The 21,851-nt window shown below is 63.6% G+C and carries 19 protein-coding genes, 1 tRNA gene and 5 pseudogenes; 13 read left to right on the top strand and 12 right to left on the bottom strand.

What is annotated here, in order from left to right; translation table 11 throughout:
* Positions 1-589 (bottom strand): PhzF family phenazine biosynthesis protein (locus YO9_RS0103985; protein WP_016996342.1); only part of this gene is annotated, 589 nt, incomplete at its 3' end.
* A gap of 155 nt (positions 590-744) precedes the next feature.
* On the opposite strand from YO9_RS0103985, the gene YO9_RS19655 reads away from it, so the two are divergent.
* The 9 genes and pseudogenes from YO9_RS19655 to YO9_RS0103955 all read left to right on the top strand — a co-directional run bounded on the left by YO9_RS19655 (position 745) and on the right by YO9_RS0103955 (position 5,803).
* Entirely contained in the window at positions 745-1,326 is a 582-nt protein-coding gene (locus YO9_RS19655; RefSeq protein WP_016996341.1) for a histidine kinase, read from the top strand.
* A 38-nt stretch (positions 1,327-1,364) separates the two neighbouring features.
* On the top strand, positions 1,365-1,859 hold the full coding sequence (locus YO9_RS16685) for a sensor histidine kinase (RefSeq protein WP_262925571.1): 495 nt from the start codon (positions 1,365-1,367) through the stop codon (positions 1,857-1,859).
* A complete protein-coding gene (locus YO9_RS0103975) occupies positions 1,856-2,536 on the top strand; it encodes a response regulator (protein WP_016996339.1) in 681 nt (226 codons plus the stop codon). Before YO9_RS16685 ends, YO9_RS0103975 begins: the two co-directional genes overlap by 4 nt.
* Positions 2,537-2,641: 105 nt before the next feature.
* Positions 2,642-3,027 (top strand): annotated as a pseudogene (locus YO9_RS21345) (ATP-binding cassette domain-containing protein); the annotation flags it as partial.
* Positions 3,028-3,077: 50 nt separating this feature from the next.
* Positions 3,078-3,164 (top strand): annotated as a pseudogene (locus tag YO9_RS21340) (hypothetical protein); the annotation flags it as partial.
* Between the two features lie 30 nt (positions 3,165-3,194).
* Entirely contained in the window at positions 3,195-3,560 is a 366-nt protein-coding gene (locus tag YO9_RS16675) for a hypothetical protein (protein ID WP_396350722.1), read from the top strand.
* Between the two features lie 16 nt (positions 3,561-3,576).
* Positions 3,577-4,386 (top strand): ABC transporter permease, encoded by an 810-nt coding sequence (locus YO9_RS0103965; protein ID WP_016996338.1) that lies wholly within the window; start codon positions 3,577-3,579, stop codon positions 4,384-4,386.
* Positions 4,387-4,388: 2 nt separating this feature from the next.
* Positions 4,389-5,156: an ABC transporter permease gene (locus tag YO9_RS0103960; protein ID WP_016996337.1), complete on the top strand. Its 768-nt coding sequence runs from the start codon at positions 4,389-4,391 to the stop codon at positions 5,154-5,156.
* A gap of 314 nt (positions 5,157-5,470) precedes the next feature.
* Positions 5,471-5,803 carry an SRPBCC family protein gene (locus YO9_RS0103955; RefSeq protein ID WP_223286062.1) on the top strand — a complete coding sequence of 111 codons (333 nt, stop codon included), beginning with the start codon at positions 5,471-5,473 and terminating at the stop codon, positions 5,801-5,803.
* A gap of 13 nt (positions 5,804-5,816) precedes the next feature.
* Here the strand turns inward: YO9_RS0103955 and YO9_RS19645 are convergent, their stop codons facing one another.
* From YO9_RS19645 to YO9_RS0103930, 7 genes and pseudogenes are all read right to left on the bottom strand, one after another.
* Positions 5,817-6,263 (bottom strand): putative glycoside hydrolase family 15 protein, encoded by a 447-nt coding sequence (locus tag YO9_RS19645; RefSeq protein ID WP_262925568.1) that lies wholly within the window; start codon positions 6,261-6,263, stop codon positions 5,817-5,819.
* Between the two features lie 119 nt (positions 6,264-6,382).
* Positions 6,383-6,736 (bottom strand): annotated as a pseudogene (locus YO9_RS19640) (putative glycoside hydrolase); the annotation flags it as partial.
* Between the two features lie 194 nt (positions 6,737-6,930).
* On the bottom strand, positions 6,931-7,686 hold the full coding sequence (gene pelF / locus YO9_RS16670) for a GT4 family glycosyltransferase PelF (RefSeq protein ID WP_262925567.1): 756 nt from the start codon (positions 7,684-7,686) through the stop codon (positions 6,931-6,933).
* Entirely contained in the window at positions 7,658-8,638 is a 981-nt protein-coding gene (pelF, locus tag YO9_RS16665; RefSeq protein ID WP_223286061.1) for a GT4 family glycosyltransferase PelF, read from the bottom strand. Before pelF (YO9_RS16665) ends, pelF (YO9_RS16670) begins: the two co-directional genes overlap by 29 nt.
* Before the next feature lie 111 nt (positions 8,639-8,749).
* The gene (locus YO9_RS0103940) at positions 8,750-9,610 is read right to left on the bottom strand and encodes a hypothetical protein (RefSeq protein WP_016996334.1); all 861 of its coding nucleotides are present in this window, start codon (positions 9,608-9,610) and stop codon (positions 8,750-8,752) included.
* Between the two features lie 917 nt (positions 9,611-10,527).
* Complete coding sequence (locus tag YO9_RS21335) at positions 10,528-11,271, bottom strand: alpha/beta hydrolase (protein WP_223286064.1); 744 nt, start codon at positions 11,269-11,271, stop codon at positions 10,528-10,530.
* A 199-nt stretch (positions 11,272-11,470) separates the two neighbouring features.
* Positions 11,471-11,547, bottom strand: a tRNA-Pro gene (locus YO9_RS0103930).
* A 142-nt stretch (positions 11,548-11,689) separates the two neighbouring features.
* On the opposite strand from YO9_RS0103930, the gene YO9_RS0103925 reads away from it, so the two are divergent.
* On the top strand, positions 11,690-12,958 hold the full coding sequence (locus YO9_RS0103925; protein WP_016996330.1) for an MFS transporter: 1,269 nt from the start codon (positions 11,690-11,692) through the stop codon (positions 12,956-12,958).
* Between the two features lie 94 nt (positions 12,959-13,052).
* Here the strand turns inward: YO9_RS0103925 and YO9_RS0103920 are convergent.
* The 3 genes and pseudogenes from YO9_RS0103920 to YO9_RS0103910 form a co-directional block, all read right to left on the bottom strand.
* Positions 13,053-15,913 (bottom strand): annotated as a pseudogene (locus YO9_RS0103920) (FAD-binding and (Fe-S)-binding domain-containing protein).
* Positions 15,914-16,084: 171 nt separating this feature from the next.
* Positions 16,085-16,994, bottom strand: a pseudogene (locus YO9_RS0103915) (metallophosphoesterase).
* Positions 16,995-16,999: 5 nt separating this feature from the next.
* Positions 17,000-19,141 (bottom strand): transglycosylase domain-containing protein, encoded by a 2,142-nt coding sequence (locus YO9_RS0103910; RefSeq protein ID WP_016996329.1) that lies wholly within the window; start codon positions 19,139-19,141, stop codon positions 17,000-17,002.
* 116 nt (positions 19,142-19,257) lie between these two features.
* On the opposite strand from YO9_RS0103910, the gene YO9_RS0103905 reads away from it, so the two are divergent.
* From YO9_RS0103905 to YO9_RS0103895, 3 genes are read left to right on the top strand one after another with little or no spacing between them, the layout of a single operon-like run.
* Positions 19,258-19,452, top strand: coding sequence for a DUF4177 domain-containing protein (locus YO9_RS0103905; protein ID WP_031272633.1), 195 nt, complete (start codon positions 19,258-19,260; stop codon positions 19,450-19,452).
* 31 nt (positions 19,453-19,483) lie between these two features.
* The gene (locus YO9_RS0103900) at positions 19,484-19,963 is read left to right on the top strand and encodes a RidA family protein (protein ID WP_016996327.1); all 480 of its coding nucleotides are present in this window, start codon (positions 19,484-19,486) and stop codon (positions 19,961-19,963) included.
* Positions 19,947-20,885 (top strand): XdhC family protein, encoded by a 939-nt coding sequence (locus YO9_RS0103895; protein WP_223286060.1) that lies wholly within the window; start codon positions 19,947-19,949, stop codon positions 20,883-20,885. Before YO9_RS0103900 ends, YO9_RS0103895 begins: the two co-directional genes overlap by 17 nt.
* Before the next feature lie 78 nt (positions 20,886-20,963).
* Here YO9_RS0103895 and YO9_RS0103890 read toward each other — a convergent pair whose 3' ends face one another.
* Positions 20,964-21,641 carry a Crp/Fnr family transcriptional regulator gene (locus tag YO9_RS0103890; RefSeq protein WP_016996325.1) on the bottom strand — a complete coding sequence of 226 codons (678 nt, stop codon included), beginning with the start codon at positions 21,639-21,641 and terminating at the stop codon, positions 20,964-20,966.
* Positions 21,642-21,851: the final 210 nt, after the last annotated feature.

Below are 21,851 nucleotides of genomic sequence, written 5' to 3'. Positions count from 1 at the left end.
GGCCCACCACGCCGATCTTGTAATTCCCCAGCGCCGGGTAATCCGGTTCGATGGCCAGGACATCCTCTGCGGAGGGCAGCAGGAGGGCCGCCCACCCCGGTCCGTTGTCGACCCACTGATGGGCCACGATTTCCTCGTCATCCAGACCCAGTCCCGCAGTGACCTGCTCCAGCATGGCGGGATCGAAGTTTCCCGAGCGTGAGGTGGGCGGCGCGGCGAAGGTCAGAGCGCCGTCGTCGGTGGGGCGGACCTCGACCAGGCCCGCGGTGCATTCCTGCACGATGACCTCGCTGGAGCGAGGGGTATTACCCGCCTCGAGCCACGCGTGGGCCGAGCCGAGCGTGGGGTGACCCGCGAAGGAGAGTTCGCCACCGGGGGTCCAGATGCGCAGTCGATAATCGGCGTCCGACGAGGTGGGTGGAAGGACGAAGGTGGTTTCGGACAGGTTGGTCCACCGCGAGAAGCGGGCCATGTCCTGGTCGCTGAGGTTCCTGCCATCGAGGACGACCGCGACCGGATTGCCCATGTAGGGCTCACGGGAGAAGACATCGACCTGGGCGAACGGGCGCTGGCGCTGCTGATCTGTCATGGGTCGATTCCATCACAGGCCGTCCAGGGGCAGCGTTGTAGCGTGGAAACCATGGAGTCAGAACGCCACAGTCTGCATGCCATGACTGGACCTGAGCAATACCCCGCGGACGCGGTGACCCGGTCCCCTTCCAAGCGAACAGGATCCTGGACCTTGTGATCGTGGCGGTGGTGTTCGTCTACAACCTGCCCATCGGACTTGGCGCTTTGCCGCGGGACCTGCCTGTTGTGGTGGGTCTGCTGATTTTCATGGGATTGTGCGTCCCCTACCTGTTCCGTCATCGCTGGCCGGTCGCGGTCTTTGTAGTGACGGCCGGGATCGCCTCTGTGCAGTTGTGGTTGGGCATCGATGTCCTGGTGGCGGACGTGATGGTGCTGTTGACGCTGTGCAGCCTGACCCTTCGATTCGCTTGGTACTTCACGGTGCCGGCCTTGGTGGCGGCTGTCGCCTGGGTGATTCTCGCGATGCAGGGGTTGGTGCGTTCGGGGTACGTCAACCTGGGCGATGTAGGTGTTCTGATCGCCATAGTCATCTTGGCTTGGACGTGGAGCATTGTGCTCAAAGTCAGGCGACAGTACGTGCACAGCCTGGAGCAGCGAGCCGTGGACCTGCAACGAGAACAAGCAGCGCACGAACGGATGATTCTTGCCGAGGAGCGTAATCGGATCGCTCGAGAGATTCACGACGTGGTGTCCCACAATCTGGGAAGCGTGGTGGCCTGTCCGACGGCGCGATAGCCTCGGTTCGATCCGATCCCGAGCGAGCTCAGCAGGCCATGACAATGGTCCGGGAAACCAGCAGCGGTGCACTGACAGAAATGCGGTCCATGCTCGGCTTCCTGCGGTCCGAGGACTCCGGTAGTAGTGCCCCACAACCGGGGATCGACCAACTGGACGAGCTGGTGGAGCACACGCGAAATACGGGGTTGTCGGTGGACTTCCGAACTGCGGGACAGCGACCCCGACTGTCTACGGGTGTGGAGCTGACCGTGTATCGAGTCATCCAGGAAGCCCTCACCAACACGCGCAAGCACGCGGGGCAGGACAGCAATGCGGTGGTTGAGCTGACCTTCGACCGGAGTTCCGTGGACGTCCAGGTGGTTGATGACGGTGGCTCTCCGCCCACCGATCAGAGCAGCGATTCTCGAGGGCATGGACTCACCGGGATGCGGGAGCGCATCAGCGCCTACGGTGGCACGTTGGAAACTGGACACATAGCAACCGGGGGATTCCGCGTTCGTGCGTGGATCCCCGTAGGAGATCAGCGATGACCATTCGACTCGCACTCGTGGACGATCAGGAAATGATCCGCATGGGAATGAGCATGGCGCTGGGTGCCCACTCGGATCTGGACGTCGTGGCCGAGGCGGGAAACGGTTGCGAGGCGCTGACCGTTCTGGAAACCACACCGGTGGACGTGGTGCTCATGGACGTCCGCATGCCGGAAATGGACGGGGTGGAGGCGACGCGGCAGATCCAGGAACGATTCGGTTCCGAAGCGGGGACAGAGGCTCCCCGTGTTCTGATTCTGACCACCTTCGACCTGGACGAGTACGCCTACGACGCACTTCAGGCCGGTGCCAGCGGGTTTCTCCTGAAGGACTGCCCCATGGAGGAACTGGTTGCCGCGATCCGGCATGTGAACCGGGGCGACGCCGTGATCTCGCCGGTGATGACCAAACGTCTCCTGGGGCACTTCTCGCCGCCCCGCGGCACCGCGGTGCGGGAGGATGCTCGGATTCAACGGCTGACACCGCGTGAACTCGAGGTCCTGCATCACCTGGCCAAGGGGCTGTCCAACGCGGAGATCGCCACCGAACTTGTCCTGAGTGAGGGGACCGTCAAGGTTCACGTCGGGCACATCCTGGACAAGCTACAGGTCCGGGATCGTGTGCAGGCCGTGGTGCTCGCTTATGAGACCGGTGTGGTCGAAATCGACCGGCCATGAACTCACGTGACCGACCGGACGCGACGCGGCTATGCCTTAAGGCATAGCCCAAGATAGGTCTCAGGGGAGATCCGCACGAATGCCCCGGTGACGCACCGTAGAGGCATGACATATCTAGTGGAAACGGATCAACTCACCAAGACCTACGGTGACCGCACTGTTGTGGAGAACCTCGATCTGAGGGTACCCGCGGGGAGCGTGTACGGGTTCCTCGGTCCCAACGGATCGGGCAAGTCCACCACCATGAAGATGTTGCTCAACCTGATTCAACCTCGGCGGGGTCGATCAACATCATGGGCCAGCCGATGACCCGCGGTACCAGACGGGGACTCCTGGGCCACATCGGTTCCTTGATCGAGAATCCTCCCGGTTACAGTCATCTGACCGGTCGAGAGAACATGGCCATCGTGCAACGGCTGTCGGATCTGAGCAGTCTGCAGATCGACCGGGCGGTTCACGCCGTGAAGCTCGAGCAGCAGATGGACAAGAAGGTCAAGAACTACTCCTTAGGCATGAAGCAGCGCCTGGGGATTGCCATGCTCTGGCCAAAGAACCGTCACTGCTCATCCTGGACGAACCCACCAACGGCCTGGATCCCGCGGGTATCGAAGAAATCCGTCAGTTACTCCATGACCTGTCCCAAGCGGGCGTGACAGTCATGGTGTCCTCCCACTTGCTGGGTGAGATCGATAAGACTGCAACGCACCTGGGCATTCTGAGCAACGGGCAGATGATCTTCCAGGGCAGTCGCGAAGAGTTGTTCGCCTCGACGATCCCCAATCTTCTGGTGCGTTGCTCCCAGCCCAGGCAAGCGCAAGAGGTGTTGGCCCATTCCGCTGGGGTGCAACACTCCAGCGAAGTCCTGATGACTCCCACGGAATCCGGCCCGGTCGAGACCGTGCGGATCTCCAACATGGACGACGTAGGAACCGCCCAAGCCGTGGCCACGCTCGTCCGCCAGGACATCGCTGTCTTCGATGTCCGACGGGAAGAACAGAACCTGGAAGACCTCTTCAGGAACTGACTCGTCAGGGGGGACTATGAGCACCGCAACCTTCTCCGAAGCGGCCACAACCACGTCATCGAGCAAGCAAACGCTGGACGCACTGGTGGCCAATGAGTTCGCCAAGATGCGACATTTGAAGGTCCTGGTCCTGCCGCGGATCATGCTCATCGGAGTTACGGGTTTGACTCTGTTCAGAGCGCTTGCCTCCGGTGCATTCAGCGCGGATGCGCAGGGAGATGGCTTCCCCTGGAAGCTGATGCTGGCCAGCATGAGTTTCGCGATCACCATGATCTATCCCATTCTTCTGTCGGTCATGGCCAGCAGGTTGGTTGAGGTGGAGCACCGCGGCAACGGCTGGATGCTGTCAGCCGGATCAGGGACCACACCGGGCCAGCTGTGTCTCGCGAAATTCTTGGCCCTCGGATCGCTGGTCATGGCGGCCACGGTGCTTCAAAGCGCACTGATCGCCGGTGTGGGACTGCTGGCCGGTGTAACCGATCCCTTCCCCATCGGATTGTGGCTGTCCTACACGGTGTCGGTCACGCTCATCAACGTGGTGGTACTCGCAGCCCACGTCCTGATCTCGGCCGTGATCGAGAATCAGCTGGTGTGCCTGGGCATCGGCGTGGGAGGACTGTTCCTGGCCGTATTCGGATCCGCCTTCCCCGCATGGATCTCGCACTTGACTCCGTGGGGCTACTACGCCTTGGCCCAGCCCGCCGATTACGTGGGCATGGACTTGGTCTACTTCGACATGCCCGTTCTCAGCATCATCGTGCTGACCGTGATCGGCGCAGGAGCATTCCTGGCCATCACGTCTCGATTCGACCATCAGGAGCTGTAGCTATGAACGTCATCCGGATAGAATTTCTGAAACTCAAGGGATCACTCAGCTGGCTCGTCGTGGTGCTGCTCCCCGTCATGGCGGTGTTCTCAGGATCCCTGAGCACCCTGTCGAGCGGCGGAGAGTTCGAGGACGGCTGGCACACCCTGTGGATCCGTTCCATCGGCTTCTACGGAATGGCGCTGTTGCCGATTGGAATCGGCATCCTCGCCTCGCTCGTGTGGCGACCCGAACACCGGAACGGGAACTGGAATGCGCTGATGTCCCAGTCCGTGCCCACCCACAAGGTGGTGTTGTCCAAGGTCGTGGCCATTTCCACGCTGACCGCGGCCATGCAGGTCGTGATGCTGCTGACCGTACTGGTGATGGGCAAGCTCGCCTTCCAGATACCGGGGTGGTTGCCCAGCACGTACTGGCTCGGTTCGTTGTTGATCGTGGTCGGCTGCATCCCCGTGGTTGCTCTGCAATCGGCGTTCTCCACGTTCTTGCGGTCCTTCGCCGTACCGGTGGCGATCGCACTGATCGGTGCGGGAATCTCCACCGTGGCACTGATGGTGGGGTTGCCGGCCGTGATCGTCAGTCCCTATGCCCTGGCCACGTACACCACTCAGCTCGGAACCACGCTCGTGAGCGGGGAATCCACCGTGTTCAATGCGGCGGCCATGACCCCGGGAAGCGTGGCACTGGTCGTCAGCCTGGGGCTTCTCCTCACGGTCTTGATCGTCGCGGCCACGACCGCGGTTCACAACAAACGTGATGCCAGTAGCTGACGTCGCAACAAAGTGAGGGGTTCCCGCGAACCGTGAAGAATGTGATTGCCGGGAAATGACGATGGGGGTAATTCACCATGAAGCATCGCGCGACGGACGAACAGTTGTCTGCGGCTAGAACTTTCGCGGGGAAGGGCATCTTGAGCGGTTCAGATCCCGCAACCCGGCCGGACCATGTGACCGTGATGAGGAAGAGTTCGGTCTTCCCGCAGTCTCCCCAAAATGTTCTCGATCTCTGTATGTCGCGTGAAGGTTTCCCCGCGATGATGCCTGACCCTTTCGAACTCCAGTGGTCATCCACGGAGAAAGGTGAATTGGGTGGCACATACGACTTTCGCTGGCTTTTCAAGGGCGTTCTTCCGGTGCGCTGGACGGCCTTCGTGGATTCGTACACGGAGGGGCGAGAGTTCTCCGACATCCAAATGCGTGGGATGTTCCGCTACTACCACCACACGCACACGTGCGAACCGCACCAGGACGGGTGCTTCTACACGGACACCGTGGTATTCCGCTCGGTTCTCGGTTCCCGCCTCGACAAGCTGGTCTTGTTGCCCCAGCTCCGTAAGCTCTTCGGGTTCCGTCATCAAAGAATGAGCGCCATGCTCAACCTTTTGGCAGCGGGCACCGGAATCCGCCGCGCGGAGTGAGCCAACCGTCTGATCAGCCCCGCCGCAACACCACACCGCGGCGGGGCTGCAGCACGAGACGGGGGCCGACTGGTTGGCCCTGGGTGTCGACCATGCCCTGGGGCACCCGCACGCGGCGGCGTCGTCGGCGGTCGGAATCGAAGTTGACCGCTGCCCAGCCGCGCGTGAATTCGCGCCACCAGGTGTGGCCGCGCCGCACCGGTTCGTGCAGCGGATCGCCCAAGTCCCAGTCGAGCTGGGCGACGTGCTGAGTGCGGCTGTAGTCATCGTGGGCGGTGGCCGAGTAGGCCCCGCGCCCCGCGCCGAAGATCCAGAACGCGGCCAGGCCGTACTCGAAATTGGGGTGGTCATCATTGCCGTCGGTGGGCACCCGAAGAATGCTGATGCCGGGCCCGTCAGCCTGGGACAGCTGCGCCTCGGTGGTCTCCGGATCGAAGAGGTCAACGGGGCTGAAACCCAACCACACTTCCTCAAAGCCGCCACCGTAGCTGCGTGGCTGATCCACCGCCCGGGCTCGCGCCGCGATTCGGCGATGTTCGGCACCAGGATCTTGCCGACGTCATTCAGCGCCTTCCCTGCCGCGTGCACCAGTTGCCCCACGCCGTTGCGGAAATCCGCCATGGACTGGGCATCCTGGATGGGCAGGTCCAAGCCGTAGTAGTCGTCGAACACATCGTTGTCGGCCATCACGCCGTCGAAGGGCGAATCGGTCAGCTCGGACACGACATTGTGAACCCACCAGTCCCGATACTCGGGGGACCACACGGCCATTTGCCAGTGCCCCTCGTACCGGGCCCATTGGATCCGATCTCCGTTGAGCCGCTGCGCGAACCACTCGTCCGGGGCCTCGGGATAGGACACCCCCGAACTGTAGATCGGGCCGGGTTCGTAGCTGCGCGTGGAGGACAGACACTTGTAACAGAGCACGGTCATGTCCGGGCGGCGGCGCTTCAGCTCAGCCGCCGCACCCAGTTCCCACGGTTGCAGAATCGCCACGCGGTAGTGCTCGGCCGCGAAGTCGATCTGCTCCGGACTGATGGGCCAGCCGTAACGGATCCACGCGCCCACCCCGCCTGTTGCGGCGGCTGGAGCGAGATCATCGACACCAGCTACTCGGGCCGTTCCACTCACGAAGCGCGCTCGGACGCCTGGCTACTGGCCATGAGGGACTCGCCGGCCTTGTACTCGAAGTTACGTTCCTCGCCCATGTTGCCCAGCATCCGGTAGAGCTTGTTGTAGGAGGACATGACCTCGTGGAGCTGGAAGAAGTCCTCCACACGTCCCCGGGCATTGACGCAGTAGGAGCGGTAACGGTCCACGTCACCGATCACGGCCTGGATCTGCTGAGCCATGGCCTCCACGTCACCGGGGGACAGCAGCTCACCACACGCGCCCCAGGTCCGACCGTCGTTGGTGTCCAGGTCATCGCCGACCAACTGGCTCATGCCGCCCACGTTCGATCCCACGGTGGGGATGCCGGCGGCCATGGCCTCGAGAACCACGATGGGCTGACCCTCGTTGTAGCTGGGCAGCACCAACAGATCGAACTGATCGAGCATGTCGCGGACGTTCACGGTGCCGTGAATGGTCACCATGTCCTGGAGTCCCAGGCTCTCGATCTTGGCCAGGCACGCCTCGTAGTAATCCGGTACGTGTTCCGTGGGGCCCAGCACGTCCAGGTGCAGGTTGGGGAACCCTGCCTTGCGGAGCAGATCCATGCTCGACAGCAGATCCATGAGGCCCTTAATGGGCACCACACGAGCGATGTACACGAGCTTCCAGGTGTGCTCGTCCGGATCGGCAGCAATCCGCTCCACCGCAGCCTGACGCTTGTGGTACTTCTCCTCGAACTCTTCAATGATCATGCCGTTGGGCAGCACCACGGACTTGTCGATGTCCGCGCGAGCTCGGCGGCCTCGGTGATTGCGGTGGGGTAGAGGTAGGTGACCACTTCAGCGCTGGGGTAGCAGAAGTGCCCCATCTCGATCCACCAAGCCATCCAGCGCGGTGCTCGGGGGAGACGTCGAAGGTGCGGTAGTCCTGGGAAGTGATCGACAGCGCCATGTTGCGGTCCAACAGGGTGTTGACGGTGTCGCGCACGTAGAGGTTGTGCTCGGTCAGCAGGAAGGACGTCCCGTGATCGCGGGCGGCTGCCGCACCCAGAAGTGCGGCGTAGCCGGTGGTGTGTGCGTGGTAGACACGAGCCTTGGGCATGGTCTCACCAAGGACCGCGTAGGCCAGCGAGAAGAAACCGCGCAGGGTCCAGAACGACTCCGACAGGGACATTCCGAGCTGCGGCATCCGCTCGGTCAACGCGTGCATGAACTCTTGCGAACCCAGGATTGCCCACAGTGGGTACTCGCGGGTGCGCTCGTTAAGACCCTCGTCGATCAGCTCCCACAGCGGTTCGGTGTCCCGGTGCTCGGACAACGCGTACAGGGCGTCGAACAACCGGTTCGACAGTCGCGCTCGCTGAGCGGAGTTCATGTTCAGGTCCTTGGGACGCACGGACATGAAGTCATGGCGATGCTCCTGCATGCTGAGGAAGATGACCCGCACCCACTTCACGTTCTCCGGCATGCCGTACAGGTCTTCCATCGGCTGACTGGAGTCCCAGGCAATATGGATGATGCCGTAGCTCAGGTCCGGGTTGCCCGTGACAATGTCGTGGACGACCGCCGAGACACCGCCCTTGAGGTACGGGTACGTGGATTCCATGACGATGGCCACGTCCACATCCTCGTAGTGCTTCTGTGCCTGTTCCTGCGCGGGCACGAGATCGGTTGCGGGGCCGGTGGCGCGGTGTTTACCGAGAGAACGAACAAAGGGGTACATGGGGGAGGCTCCTCAAGAGCAGATCGGTGGGGCCGGACGGTCCCGGCCGGGGCGGCGTCGTCGTACTACCCGAAGCGAGCGGGCAGGCAACGGACGCGGTGGTGGGTTGGTTTACCAGGACGTGGCGTGACGCCAGAACAGCGTGTACTCGGGCTGGGCCCAGTGCCGCTTGTAGAGGGCCCAGGCGGCGACCACCAGGACGAGGTCGACCAGCAGGAGCAGCGCGTACGCACCGCTGGTGCCCAGCAGGGTGAAGGCCAGACCCGCGGCGATCAGGTGGGCGGCACCGAGAACCTGAGCGGTGATCTTCTCGCCGATGTAGTCGAGCTCGTAGCTGAGCAGCGTGAGCATCATGAAAGTCCACGAGGCCACGGAGACGGTCACGGCCAGCAGCGCGTTCTCGGGCTGCAAACCGCCCAGCAACAACGACGCCGCCAGCGTCAGTACCATGCCCACGGCACCGGTCCGCAGCACCGAACGGTCCACGATGTAGCTGAGCATGGTGGAGCGGGAGGCCATCTCGGGAAGGGGCTCGTGCTCGATGGCCTTGTGCAGACCGCTCACCGCGCGATCCACGTGCGGAGCGAGATTCACGAAGTAGAAGTTGTAGGCAAGCACGGCCGGGAGCATGGCCATGAAGACCACGACCACCGGGAAGGTTCCGTCCGTGACCAGGAACAGGACGAACTTGTCCGCCCACAGGACCGCGCCGAGCAGGAGACCGCGCAGAACATCCACCGCGCAATTGCGCTGGGTAAGACGCTCGAAGGCGCGGACGTGGGTCAGGCTGCGGCCCATGGCCACGATCTGAGTCGCCGCGGCGAGCAGCGGCGGGAGAATCCAGACGGTCGGTGCCAGCGCCAAGGACAGGGCATAGGCACCCCAGGCAACGGCCCACAATCCCCGGCGTTCACCCACGTTGGCGAGGACCAGCGACTGCACGAACAGAACGTGAGCGCCGCACAGCAGCACGTAGGCGCCATGGCCTCGAGCGACCAGCCGGTGGCCAACCACAGCGGGAGGGCGAACACCAGAACCAAGGGCAGGGTCTGTGCGAACATCGCGGGCCACACTTCGCAGAAGCGACGGGTGATCTTCTGCATGTCGCGCTCGGCCATCAGGCCACCGATGGCTCGGTACGAGGGCATGCACGCGGCCTGCGCCAGCCAAGGAACGGTAATCGAAGATGCCAACACCACGTAGGTGAGCTGAACGCTCCCACCGTCGCCGCGGCCATCTGGGGGCTGACCACGGGGAAAACGATGTTGAGGAAGATCACCGGTGAGAGGTAGAGCAGCAGGTTGATGCCGCCTCGGTTACTGACGGGGGTTTCAGCCCCTTGAGTGCTGGTTCCCAGGCGCTGCCACGCATGATCAGTGCCACGGTGATCAGAACCAAGAGACCACCGGCCAAGGTCAACAAAGTGAGTCCGGATTGCGCGAGCCCATCCACCATGATCGGGACGAGTGCCGTCAAGAATAATGCGCTGACGATAATTGCGGTTCGGCGCCTGCTGTAAGCGTCGTGAACTAAGGACGTGATTGATCTCAAGGCTCTCCCCCTGGTGAATCGGATCGCGTTCTCAGCCCCCGCCGAATGAACGCCCGATGTAATGAATGGTCTGGCAGTCACTCAAGCAACCGCACTAGTCAGCATTCAGATTAGGCATGTGCGATTGCAAAATTCAACATGAATATGCGATTAACTGTGGGTCAAAAGATGGAATAGCTGGGCACGCGCAAAGAATGTTACTAATTAGTAAGTTCGCAAAGAACCGCGAGAATTCAAGGCACAGCAGTGTTTCATTTAAATGTAAATGCATTTAAATGGCGAAATGGGGGACAGTGAGACGCGGTTCTTATGCCTGTCCGGTCAAAATGTGAATTTCATCACGTATGGCGCGGGTCATCTGTTCGAACCCGGGTTCCTCCACCGGGAAGTGTCCGCAGTTCTCGAGCAACCGCCAGGACTTCTGGGCGCCGATGCGCTCGAAGAACGGGCGGCTGATCTCCAATGGGGTCCAGCGGTCGTCCGCGGGGTGGAGCAGCAGCACGGGGGCGTTGGTGAAGTCCTCGGGCTCCATCAGAGGGGTGGACTCCATGTAGCTGCGGATCCATCCCAGGGGGACTCGGCCTCCGCCGCCGCGCCGGTCCTTGATGACCTCGCGAACCAGTCCAGGTGCGTTGGAGACGTGGCGCATGTCCGCGATCCACCGGATGGGAACTCGAACATCGGCCAGCGGTCCGCGAATCAGTTTCAAGGATGGCCCCGCGAGCCGCGCCACGAGTGGGTGCCAGGTCAATCGGCGCGCGCGGATCGCGGGGGTCCAGGAGGCACGTGACGATCAGGCGAGCGGCGAGACCTGTGGCCGCGGCGGCGTCGTAGGCCAAGAGGCCACCCATGCTGGCGCCCAGGATGATCAGGGGGCGCTCGTCGTCCTCGGCGCGAATCAGGTCGATCAGGAGCTCGCGCCAATGGTCGTAGCGGATGCGCCCTGGGTTCTTCGTCACGGTCATGCCGTACCCGGGGAGGTCCGGCACGGTGACGTACGCCCCGAGGGAAGCGAAGTGGGCCGCGTACGGCCAGAACGCATCGCTGTTCCCGCCAGCGCCGTGAACCAGGAGGATGCGCACGGGGGCATCGGGGTGGCCCACTCGATCCAGGTGGACCTGGGAATCACGCCAGTGCCAGGTGTCGTGAGAGCGGCGGATCTTCTCGCCGATCACCGCGGGAACGTGCTTCTTGTAACGGCGGTCATGCGGAGTGGTCACTGTGGCCTCCCAATATGAAAAATCCCCTTGCCATCACGAATGGTGAAGACAAGGGGATCATTGGTCGGGATGACAGGATTTGAACCTGCGACCTCGTCGTCCCGAACGACGCGCGCTACCAAGCTGCGCCACATCCCGATGTAAGCAGGCGTGCCCGCAAACAACTGCTCCAGCATAGCGGGACTCACGCGGGATTGTGAAATCCAAGGATGGTCGCAGACAGGCGGGCGCGGATGACTTACTGACCACCGTGTCGGGAATCACAGGTAAGGTCCCCTATATGAATGCGCGGCCCGCCTCCGGTGACAACAACTCTCCGTCGAAGGGCGGCACCATCACCTCTCGCACCTGGATCCGCGTGGGTCTCGCGATGTTCGCCGTGGGGTTCGGAACCAACCTTTTCGCGCCCATGCTGGAGGTCTACCGAGATCAGGACGGCATTTCTGAAGCGTCGGTGACCGCGATGTTCGGCATCTACGCCGCGGGTCTGGTGCCCGCGCTCCTGATCTTCGGCCCCATCTCCGATCACTACGGCCGCCGAGCAGTCGTGAGACCGGCACTGATCCTCGTGGCCGTGGCGTCCGGCATTCTGGCTGCGGGTAGCCAAGCTCCCGAATGGGTGCTCTACGTGGGCCGCTGGATCATGGGCTTCGGAGTGGGCATGGCCATGTCCTCGGGCTCGGCGTGGATCAAGCAATTGTGTGTGGATCGGCCCTCGGCCGGACCGCGGCGAGCGACCATTGTCCTCTCAGCGGGCTTCGGCGGCGGACCGCTCATCGCCGGCCAGTTCGCGGAGTTTTTACCGGGTCCGCAGATCACGCCCTACCTGCTGCACATTGCCCTGGTCATCGTGACCATCCCGCTCGTCTGGGGCGTCCCCGAAACGCAGTTCCCCGCGGAGGGGCGCGTCAAACGGCCGCCGCTCGTTCCGCGCATCGCTCTGACGGGACGGTTCTTCTGGGCGGTCGCCGCGTGGGCTCCGTGGGTCTTCGGTACGGCAACCGTCGCGTTCACGAGCATCCCCGGTTTCGTCACGGACACGGTCGAATATCCGGTTGCCTACCTCGGCCTCATCTCTGGCGTGGGCATGTTCTCGGGCGTTTTCATCCAACCGGTCGCCGCGAAACTCGCCACGTACGGCTGGCTGCCTCTGTCGGTCGTGGGCCTGGGCGCGGCGAGCGCGGGCCTGGTGCTGGGTGCCGTGGCCATCGAACTCCACAGCGCCCTGCTGGTGGTTCCCGCGGCGATCATCCTGGGCTGCAGCTACGGCATCATGATGGTGTCCGGCCTGCGCGAGGTGGAAATCGTCGCCGAACCCCACGAATTGGGCGCGCTCATCGGCGTCTTCTACACCCTCACCTACACCGGTTTCGCGGTGCCGTTCGTGCTTGCCGTTCTGGGTCCTTTCGTGGGCGATCTCTTCGGCATCGGCCCGGTCCGTGGCTTCATCGCATGTCTGGCCTTCGGCGTGGTGGTGTGCCTCGTGTCGACCGTCCCCGTGGCGCGAGCGGCCTCGCGAGCCGTGCCGCACCCCCGTCGGGCGGTCTGACGGCACCGCTCACTTACCCGCCGATCGAACGACGGCCCCGTCCCGCATCACTACGTAGAGGACGACGTCGCTCGCAGCCTTCCCTGCCCCCGCGTCACCTACTTGCGCGCTCGAGAACCTGCAGCACGTGCTCGTAGGGCTTGCCAGTGGCTTCGGTCATGCCCTGTTCGCACGTGCGATTGAGAGAGACGTACGCGTCGTAGTACGTGGCATTCACCTCAGCGGCCTCCGGAGCTGTTGCGGCAGCGGTGAGCTCCGGGTGCAGCATGCCGCGGTCACCGGCGTACCCGCAGCAACCCCACGCGAAGGGGACGGTCGCTCGTTCGGCAGCGGCATTGGCCAGGCGCATCAGGTGATCGTTGATGCCCAGCTGCACGGAGGAGCACGTGGGGTGCACGGCCACGGAGCGCACCGGCTCGGAGACCGTGAGTCGGTCCAACACGTGCTCCGAGACGAACTCCACGGCGTCCACGAAGCGCAGCGTCGCGTACTTCTCCGATCCCGCCGCCAAGGTCTGCATGGTCTCCAACCCCTCGGTGCACGAGGACGCATCGCACACGACCGGCAACCGACCGTGATCGGAGGCCTCCCACAGCGTTTCCAGCGTGCGGTGGGACATGGTCTCGTAGCCGGTGGGCAGGCCCTTGGACTTCCAGGGAGTACCGCAGCACGTGGCGGTGATCCCCTCGGGAATGCTCACGTGCACGCCCGCCCGCTGGCACAGCTTCAAGAACGCTTCAGACACGGAAGGCCCTGAACCGTCCACCGTGCCGAACATGGCGCCGATGCACGCGGGGAAGAACACGGCCTGGGACTGTTCGGCAGGGACGTTCGCGGGCGACGTCGTCAAGAAATCCCGCGAGCGGCCGCCCGCTGGGAGTTGAGGCTTGTATTGCGGAACGTTGTCCGCGCCCACGACAGCGCGGGCCACCGTGGTCGCACTGATCGGCAACGCGGCGGGCAGTCGCTTGGCCACGGACAATGCGAAGGCTGCGCCGGGTGCCGTCACGGACCACGAGCGTGCCAGGCCCGCCCACACGAAATCCGCGACCTTCGAGTGGTTCTCTGCCCGCAGGCGCCGCACCAGGTCACCGGTGTTGATGTGCACGGGGCACGCGGTCACGCACATGCCATCCACGGCGCACGTCTCCAGGCCGGCGTAGTCGTACTCGCGGGACAGCCGCGCGGCCAACTCCGTTTCGCCCGCGATTTCGGCTTCCGCGATCTCGCGACGACCCGCGATGCGCTGGCGCGGGGTGAGCGTAAGATTCTGCGACGGACAGACCGGCTCGCAGTACCCGCACTCCACACACCGGTCGACCTCTTCCTCCACCGTGGGCGCGGTCTTGAGATCGCGCAGGTACGCGGTGGGATCATCGGTGAGAATCACGCCCGGGTTGAAGCGGTAGTCCGGATCGATCAGACGCTTGAGGTCGAGCATCACCTCGTACAGCTCGTCGCCGTACTGCCGCCGCACGAACGGTGCCATGATGCGTCCCGTGCCGTGCTCGGCCTTGAGCGCGCCGCCGCGGTCGAGGACAAGATCCACCATGTCCTCGGTGAACCGTTCGTAGCGCTTGAGCTGCTCCGGGTCCGTGAACTGCTCGTTGAGCATGAAGTGCACGTTGCCGTCCTTGGCGTGCCCGAAGATCACCGAATCCTGGTAGCCGTGCGCGTCGAACAAGGTGGTCAGTTCCTCGCACGTCTCGCCCAGCTGCGGCACCGGCACCACGATGTCCTCGAGCAGCGCATTGGAACCGGTCGGTCGGTTGCCGGCCACGGTCGTGTAGAGCCCCTTGCGCACGGTCCACAGGCTCGCACGTTCCTTGGGATCGGTGGTCAGTTGCGCCGGGCTTTCCAGGCCCAGCTCGTCGAACAACGACGACGCCGCTCGCGCCTGGTCCCGCACCTCCGATTCCGAATCCGCTTGGTATTCCACGAGCAATGCGGCCTGCTGATCCACGGAGATGTCCATGATCACCGGGGGAGCCTGGCCGGTGCGCTGGGAAACCTTCAACGAGGTGGCGTCCAGCAGCTCCACGGTGGCGGAGTTGACGTCCACCAATTGCGGCACGGAACTCGTCGCGGCGACCACCGTGGGGAAGACCAGCAGGCCGGTGGCCACGAACTGGTGAACGGGGACGGTACGGAAGACCGCCTGCGCCACGAAACCAGGGTGCCCTCGGAACCGATCATGAGGTGCTCGAGGATCCGCACGGGTTCCTCGAAATCGACGAACGCGTTGAGCCCGTAGCCCATCGTGTTCTTCATGGCGAACAACCGCTCGATGGTTCGCACGGACTCAGGATTGTCCATGACCCGTTGCCGCAGTCGGAGTAGGCCCTCGTGCAGTTCGGGTTCGGCGGCGCGCAGCTGGGCGTCCGCATCCGGGTCCGCGGTGTTGATCACCGTTCCCGACGGCAGCACCACGGTCATGGATTCCAAGGTGCGGTAGGTGTTGAACTCGGTCCCGCACGCCATGCCCGATGAGTTGTTGGCGACTACCCCGCCCACGGTGCACGCGGCCTCACTTGCCGGATCCGGACCCAGCTTGTATCCGTGCGGGGCCAAACGGGCATTGACCTGTCGGACGGTCACACCGGGTTGAACGCGCACCCGGGTCCCGTTGTCCAAGACCTCCACGTCACGGAAGTGGCGGCGGGTGTCCACTAGAACTTGATCGGTCACGGCCTGCCCGGACAGCGAGGTGCCACCAGAACGCAACGTCAGTCCCAGGCCGTGACGAGCTGCGGCCGCAAATACGCTGCCCACGTGCTCCGCACTCTGGGGACGCACCACGGCTTGGGGCTGAAGCAAATAGTGGGAGGCATCGTGAGCGAGCACCCGCCGCTCCAACTCACTCTCTGCGATGCTGCGCGCACCGCATGCCTCGCGCACCTGCGCGACGAATTGCTCTGCGGTTGTGGCGGACTGTTCGCGGACGGGTGCGCTCATGGGATGCTCCTGCGGGGTGTGACGGTGCTGACACCCATGGTAAGACCACAGGCGGACATGCACACGGCAATGCCGCGTGAGGGGTGGCTCCATCGGTTGTCCCGGGTGTGCCAACCGGGTAGTCCGCTAGGGATCCCGCCATCAACTGACAGCGGGCACCAAACAAAGTCGTCAGTCCGTGAGCGTGACCAGAATGGCCTGGGGCGGGCAGAACAATCGGACGGGGGCGAAGCGAGATTCACCGAGCCCCTGCGAGATGTTCACCGGAACACCCCGGTGATTGATCAGGCCCTTGCAGATCGCGGGATCCAAATCGCAGTTGCTCACCAGGCTCGGCCACCGGCAGGCAGACCTGACCGCCGTGGGTGTGTCCCGCGAAGATCAGGTCAGCACCGTCCGCGACAAAGCGGTCCAGGGTCCGCAGGTACGGAGCGTGTGCCACTCCGATCCGGAGGGCGGCGGCGTCGTCGTCGGCTTGGGTGGAACTCGCCGGGAAACCGGGGTGGCGGTCGTACGCGAGGTGCGGATCGTCCACACCCGAGAAGTCGAGCACTGTGTCCCGCACGCGCAAGCGATCGTGGCGGTTGATGAGCCCGGTCCAGCCGGCGGCGTCGAACGCGCGGTGCATGTCCTCGGTGGGTAGCCGCGTGTTGTCGACCGGATCCTCGCTGGCCGTGGTCTTCCACAAGTACCGGAACGGATTCTTGAGCTCCGGGGCGAAGTAGCAATTGGAGCCGGGCACGTACACGCCGGGAAATTTGAACAGCGGCTCCAGGATTTCCAACAGGTACGGCAGTGCCCGCACGTGGGAGAGGTTGTCACCCGTGTCGATCACCAGATCCGGGCGAAGGGCCGCCAGCGACTGCACGAAGCGCTTCTTGGCTTCCTGCCCGGGGACCGTGTGCAGATCGGAAATGTGCAGGATCCGCAACGGTCGGGAACCCGCGGGCAGTACCCGCAACGTCTCTTGCCGGAGCTGGAACCTGCGCCGCTCGCCGAAGACCGCCCATGCGGCGGTGCCCGCGCCCACGGCACCTACCCCTGCGGTAAGTGTCGCGGCTGCGCGGGCACCGTTACTCATGGAACTCACTTGTTCGTGGACAGCACGCGGGAGGGCGGATCCGAGAACTGCGAGGTGTCGTAGTCGCGGGCTACTTCACGCATGTAGTTCTGCCACTGCGCACCGGCGTACGTGGAGCCGTCCACCCAGTCGGTGTCAGTACCACCCGAGCGGCCGCCGATGGACAGGCCGTTCAACGAACGGGAGCCCAACTCGTAGTTACCGACCCACGAGGCGGTGGACAGGCCCTTGGTGTAGCCCATCATCCACGTCTGGGTGGAGTTGTCGGTGGTACCGGTCTTGGCTGCAGATGCCCCCGGCAGTCCGATGTCACGCTGCCAACCGGAACCGCGGGTCAAGGTCTGGTTCAGGGTGTAGTTCACGCCCTGGGCCACTTCTTCCTTGATGGCTCGTTCGCACTTGTCCGCGGGAACGTCGTAGGTCTTGCCGGTGAAGTCCTCGACCTTGGTCATGGAGCGGACCTCGCACATCACGCCGTCGTTGGCGAAGGCCGAGAACGCGCGCGCCATGGTCATGGGAGCGATGTCCACGGAACCACCCAGCAGCGAGGACAGGATGGTGGTGTCCACGGGATCGCCGGTCTTGCCGTCGTGGATGCCCAGGTCCTCGGAGATCTTGCCGATGTCGCACAGGTCCAGATCAGCAGCCATGGCGAACAGTGCGGAGTTGATCGAGTTGTACAGACCGTAGTCGACCTGCATCTGGCGCTCGTAGCCGCGCTCGGCGTTCTGGAACTCGAAGCCGTTGCCGTCGTCGCCGGGCTCGTACTTCACACCGCCGGGCAGGCAGGACGCGCGCCACTGGTAGTCAGCGGGGTAATGGGTGCGGCGAGCGTCTATGGTGGCCTTCACACCCTTGCCGGCGTTGATCCACTGAGCCAAGGTGAGCGGCTTGTAGGTAGAGCCCACCTGGAAGCCACCGGCACCACCCATGGTGGTGTCCACGTTGAAGTTGTAGGTGGTGTTGGAGTCACCCTCGGCACCGGAATAGAAGGTGTTCTGGGCCATGGACGCGATGTGACCGTTCTCGGGCTCCAAGGACACCAGGGCGGTGGACACGTTGTCCGGATTGTTGTCACGCGGCTGGGTGTTGTTGACCTCGCGCTCGGCGACGCGCTGTGCCTTCATGTCCAGCGTGGTGTGAATGGTCAGGCCGCCGCGCTGCAGGGTGGCCAAACGCTCGTCCGGGGTGGCACCGAAGGCCTCGGACTGCATGAACTCGTTCTGCACGTAGTCGCAGAAGTACGGGGCGGTTGCCGCAGCGGTACAGCCGGAGTTGCTCGCGTGGATGTCCAGATCCAGGGGAGCCGCTACCGCCTGATCATGCTGCTGCTCGTTGATGGCACCGGTCTGCAGCATGGTGTCCAGCACCAGGTTGCGGCGCTGTTCGGAGGCTTCCGGGTTGACCTGCGGGTTGTAGTAGTTGGGGGACTGAACCATTCCGGCCAGTGTCGCCGACTGCTGGATGTTCAGCTCGGAGGCGGGGATACCCCAGAAGTACTGGGCAGCTGCCTCAACGCCGTAGTTCTGGCCACCGAACAACACGATGTTCAGGTAACCCTCCAGGATCTCGTCCTTGGACATTTCCTGTTCCATGGACAGCGCGAGTTTGATCTCCTTGATCTTGTCCACCACGCCCTTGTCCGCGCCAATGGTGCTGGCCTGTTCGCCGGCACGAACCTGCTGGTCGATGAGCAGGTTGTTCACGTACTGCTGGGTGATGGTGGAAGCGCCCTGACGGGCACTGGGACGCAAGATGTTGTTGCCCATGGCGCGCACAATGCCGCCGGGATCCACGCCACCGTGGTTGTAGAACTCACGGTCCTCAATGGCCAGGATGGCGGCCTGCATGTTCGGAGACATGTCCTTCAGCTCGACCGGTTCACGGTTCTGAGCGAAGAAGGTGGCAATTTCGGTTCCGTCGCGAGCGACCACGGTGGACGAACGGGACAGCGGTCCCATCTCCATCTCATCCGGGAGGGACTTGAACCAGCCGATGGAAGCGTTGGAAGCCATGCCGACTGCTGCCGCGGGCGGAACGAGTAACCCTGCTGCCACGATGCCTGCGACTACTGCGGTGGCGATGAAGGCCACAACGTTGCCGAAGACCGAGGTGGACTCAGAGTCCGAATTCTTGCGTGATGCCATTGCGCCAGTGTACAAGCCAGGACTGGGAGCAAGGGTGCACCCGAGAGCACTGTCACAGTGGTTCGTCAGCAAACTTTGGACGGACACAACCGGGGGCTGGCACTAGGGTGGTGATCATGACCACTTGGGAGTATGCAACCGTTCCGCTCATGATCCACGCTACAAAGCAGATCCTCGACAACTGGGGTGACGATGGCTGGGAGTTGGTGACCGTCCTGCCGGGCACGCAGGCCGCCGATGTTCCGGCCGCCAACGTCAACGCACCCGTCCAGACCAACCCCATCGCCTATTTCAAGCGACCCAAGAACTAGTCGACCTGCATCGAAAGGGCCACCCAGAACAATGAGCAGCTCGATTGAAGAACGCATTGAAGAACTAGGCCTCACCCTGCCCGAGGTCGCCGCACCGGTGGCGGCTTATGCGCCGGCGGCGGTCTCCGGCAAGTACGTCTACACCGCCGGTCAGCTGCCGTTCATCGACGGCGCCCTGCCCGCCAAGGGTGTGGTGAGCGAGACCGAGGGTGAGAACCACGTCAGTCCGGAGCGCGCCAAGGAGTTGGCCGCCCGTTCCGCGCTCAACGCAGTGGCCGCCGTGAAGGCCCAGATCGAAGACCTGGACCGTGTGGTCCGGGTCGTTAAGGTCACCGGGTTCGTGGCGTCCGCCTCCGATTTCTACGGTCAGCCCGGCGTGATCGACGGCGCGTCCACGCTTCTGGGTGACATCTTTGGCGAGAAGGGCAAACACGCCCGGTCGGCAGTGGGCGTGAGTGTGCTGCCACTGAACTCGCCCGTGGAGGTCGAACTGATTGTCGTGTTCAGCTAGAACGACCGCCCGCGGATCCTCGGAACGGCTGTTCCACGTTCCGCAGGCACATCGAAAGGCCGCGTTGGCCTGGTTGGATCGGGGCGTGGGCATCCACGGCTCGGCCCCCAGGCACGCGGCCTCCGTTGTCGTGGTCAGAGACGGTGATCACGGCCTCGAGGCGCTCATGATGTTCCGCCCGGATCGTCCGTCCTTCGGGCAACTGTCCTTCCCGGGAGGCCTTCTGGAACCCAGCGACGACGAACCGCTCACCTGGTCCGGGCCCCGGCCCACGGAGTGGGGCAAGAAACTCGGTTCGGATGACATCGGTCTGGCACGCCGCGCGGTGGTGGCCGCCGCACGCAGCGTGTTCGTGGAGACCGGCCTGCTCTTTGCCGGTTCCGAAGGCGACGGGATAGCCGAACACGTGGACGGCGCCGATTGGATGCTCGCGCGAGAACAACTGTCCGACCTGGACATCTCCTTCGCGGAAGTGCTGTCCAACAGGGTGTTCGCCTTCAGATCTGAACTCCTGCGCCCCCTGGCACGCTGGATGACCTCCGACTTTGTCCACCAGCGCGTGGACCTCAGATACTTCGCCGCGGTGCTTCCCGTGGGGCAGCGATGCTCACCTCTGAAAACCCGGACCAAGAAGTCGTGGTTGGGGTGGGTGGACGCGAAAATCTTGCTCGAAGACCCTCACGGCACCGCGGTGCCTGCCTTGTTCGCCGAGCACGGTAATGATCGGAATGACGAGCGTGAAGCTTCGGGCCAAGAATTCAACCTCGGTGAAGTGGCCACCCCGGGCGTCCAGACGATTCTGCGCATGATCGCGGCGTCGAGCTCGTCGATCGCATTCCTCAGCGCACGCCGGGACATGACCGTGCAGACTCCCTCGTTGGAGGTCCGCAACGGGGACCCGGTGCTCGTACTGAACAACTGAAAACGCCGCGGCACCCGAGTGGGTACCGCGGCGTCGTCGGCGGGGCGGTGCGCGAAACGCGACCGCCGCGCTGAAGTCCTAGCGGGAACGCTGCTTGAGGCGCTGCAGGTCCAGGATGACCACGGCGCGGGCCTCCAGGCGGATCCAACCGCGCTGCACGAACTCGGCCAGCGCCTTGTTCACGGTTTCGCGGGACGCGCCCACGAGCTGAGCCAGTTCTTCCTGGGTGAGCTCGTGAGCCACCAGGATGCCGTCCGTGGCGGGGCGGCCGAAGCGGTCGGCGAGGTCCAGCAGAGCCTTGGCTACGCGACCGGGAACGTCCGAGAAGACCAGATCGGCCAGGTTCTCGTTGGTACGGCGCAAGCGGCGAGCCAGAGCCTGCAGCAGCTGGGCCGAAACCTCGGGAGAGCGGGTGATGACCTTGCGCAGGTTCTCGTGCTTCAGGCCGGCCAGGCGAGTTTCGGACACCGCGGTGGCTGACGTGGAGCGGGGGCTCGGGTCGAACAGCGCCATCTCGCCGAAGATTTCGCCCGGGCCCATGATGGCCACCAGGTTCTCGCGGCCGTCGCTGGCGGTGCGGCCGAGCTTGATCTTGCCGGAAATGATGAAGTAGAGCTGATCTCCGGGATCGCCTTCGTAGAAGAGGGCGGAGCCGCGGGAGAGGTCAACCTCGGTGATCTCCTCGGTCAGCGCGGAAAAAGCCTCATCGTCCAGTGAAGCAAACAGTGGGGCGCGGCGGAGGACGTCGGTATCCAAGGTGGTTCTCCTCAACAGTTGGGGGTGCGCCAGCGGAGGGCGCTATTTGTCACCATCGTAACGAGTTTCACACTTGTCGGGGCTGACAAGCCCTTGCGCTGAGTGTGAACGCAACGTGTGACGGGTTTATGACGGTCCGTGATCAGCGTAACGCACGGCCTGGTTTCACGATTTTCTCAGACCCGGCCCCTAAGCTCACTAACTACTTGT

This window comes from Kocuria atrinae C3-8 (assembly GCF_000286355.1).
GTDB lineage: Bacteria > Actinomycetota > Actinomycetes > Actinomycetales > Micrococcaceae > Kocuria > Kocuria atrinae_A.
This window is presented reverse-complemented; position numbering and strand designations above follow the sequence as displayed.

Bases quoted from the DNA above. Each gene is read 5' to 3' on its own strand.
- YO9_RS0103910 (WP_016996329.1), bottom strand. From the start codon at position 19,141: ATGGCATCACGCAAGAATTCGGACTCTGAGTCCACCTCGGTCTTCGGC.
- YO9_RS0103975 (WP_016996339.1), top strand. From the start codon at position 1,856: ATGACCATTCGACTCGCACTCGTGGACGATCAGGAAATGATCCGCATG.
- YO9_RS0103900 (WP_016996327.1), top strand. From the start codon at position 19,484: ATGAGCAGCTCGATTGAAGAACGCATTGAAGAACTAGGCCTCACCCTG.
- YO9_RS0103960 (WP_016996337.1), top strand. From the start codon at position 4,389: ATGAACGTCATCCGGATAGAATTTCTGAAACTCAAGGGATCACTCAGC.
- YO9_RS0103965 (WP_016996338.1), top strand. From the start codon at position 3,577: ATGAGCACCGCAACCTTCTCCGAAGCGGCCACAACCACGTCATCGAGC.
- YO9_RS0103905 (WP_031272633.1), top strand. From the start codon at position 19,258: ATGACCACTTGGGAGTATGCAACCGTTCCGCTCATGATCCACGCTACA.
- pelF (WP_223286061.1), bottom strand. From the start codon at position 8,638: ATGTACCCCTTTGTTCGTTCTCTCGGTAAACACCGCGCCACCGGCCCC.
- YO9_RS16675 (WP_396350722.1), top strand. From the start codon at position 3,195: ATGGTGTCCTCCCACTTGCTGGGTGAGATCGATAAGACTGCAACGCAC.
- YO9_RS0103925 (WP_016996330.1), top strand. From the start codon at position 11,690: ATGAATGCGCGGCCCGCCTCCGGTGACAACAACTCTCCGTCGAAGGGC.
- YO9_RS16685 (WP_262925571.1), top strand. From the start codon at position 1,365: ATGACAATGGTCCGGGAAACCAGCAGCGGTGCACTGACAGAAATGCGG.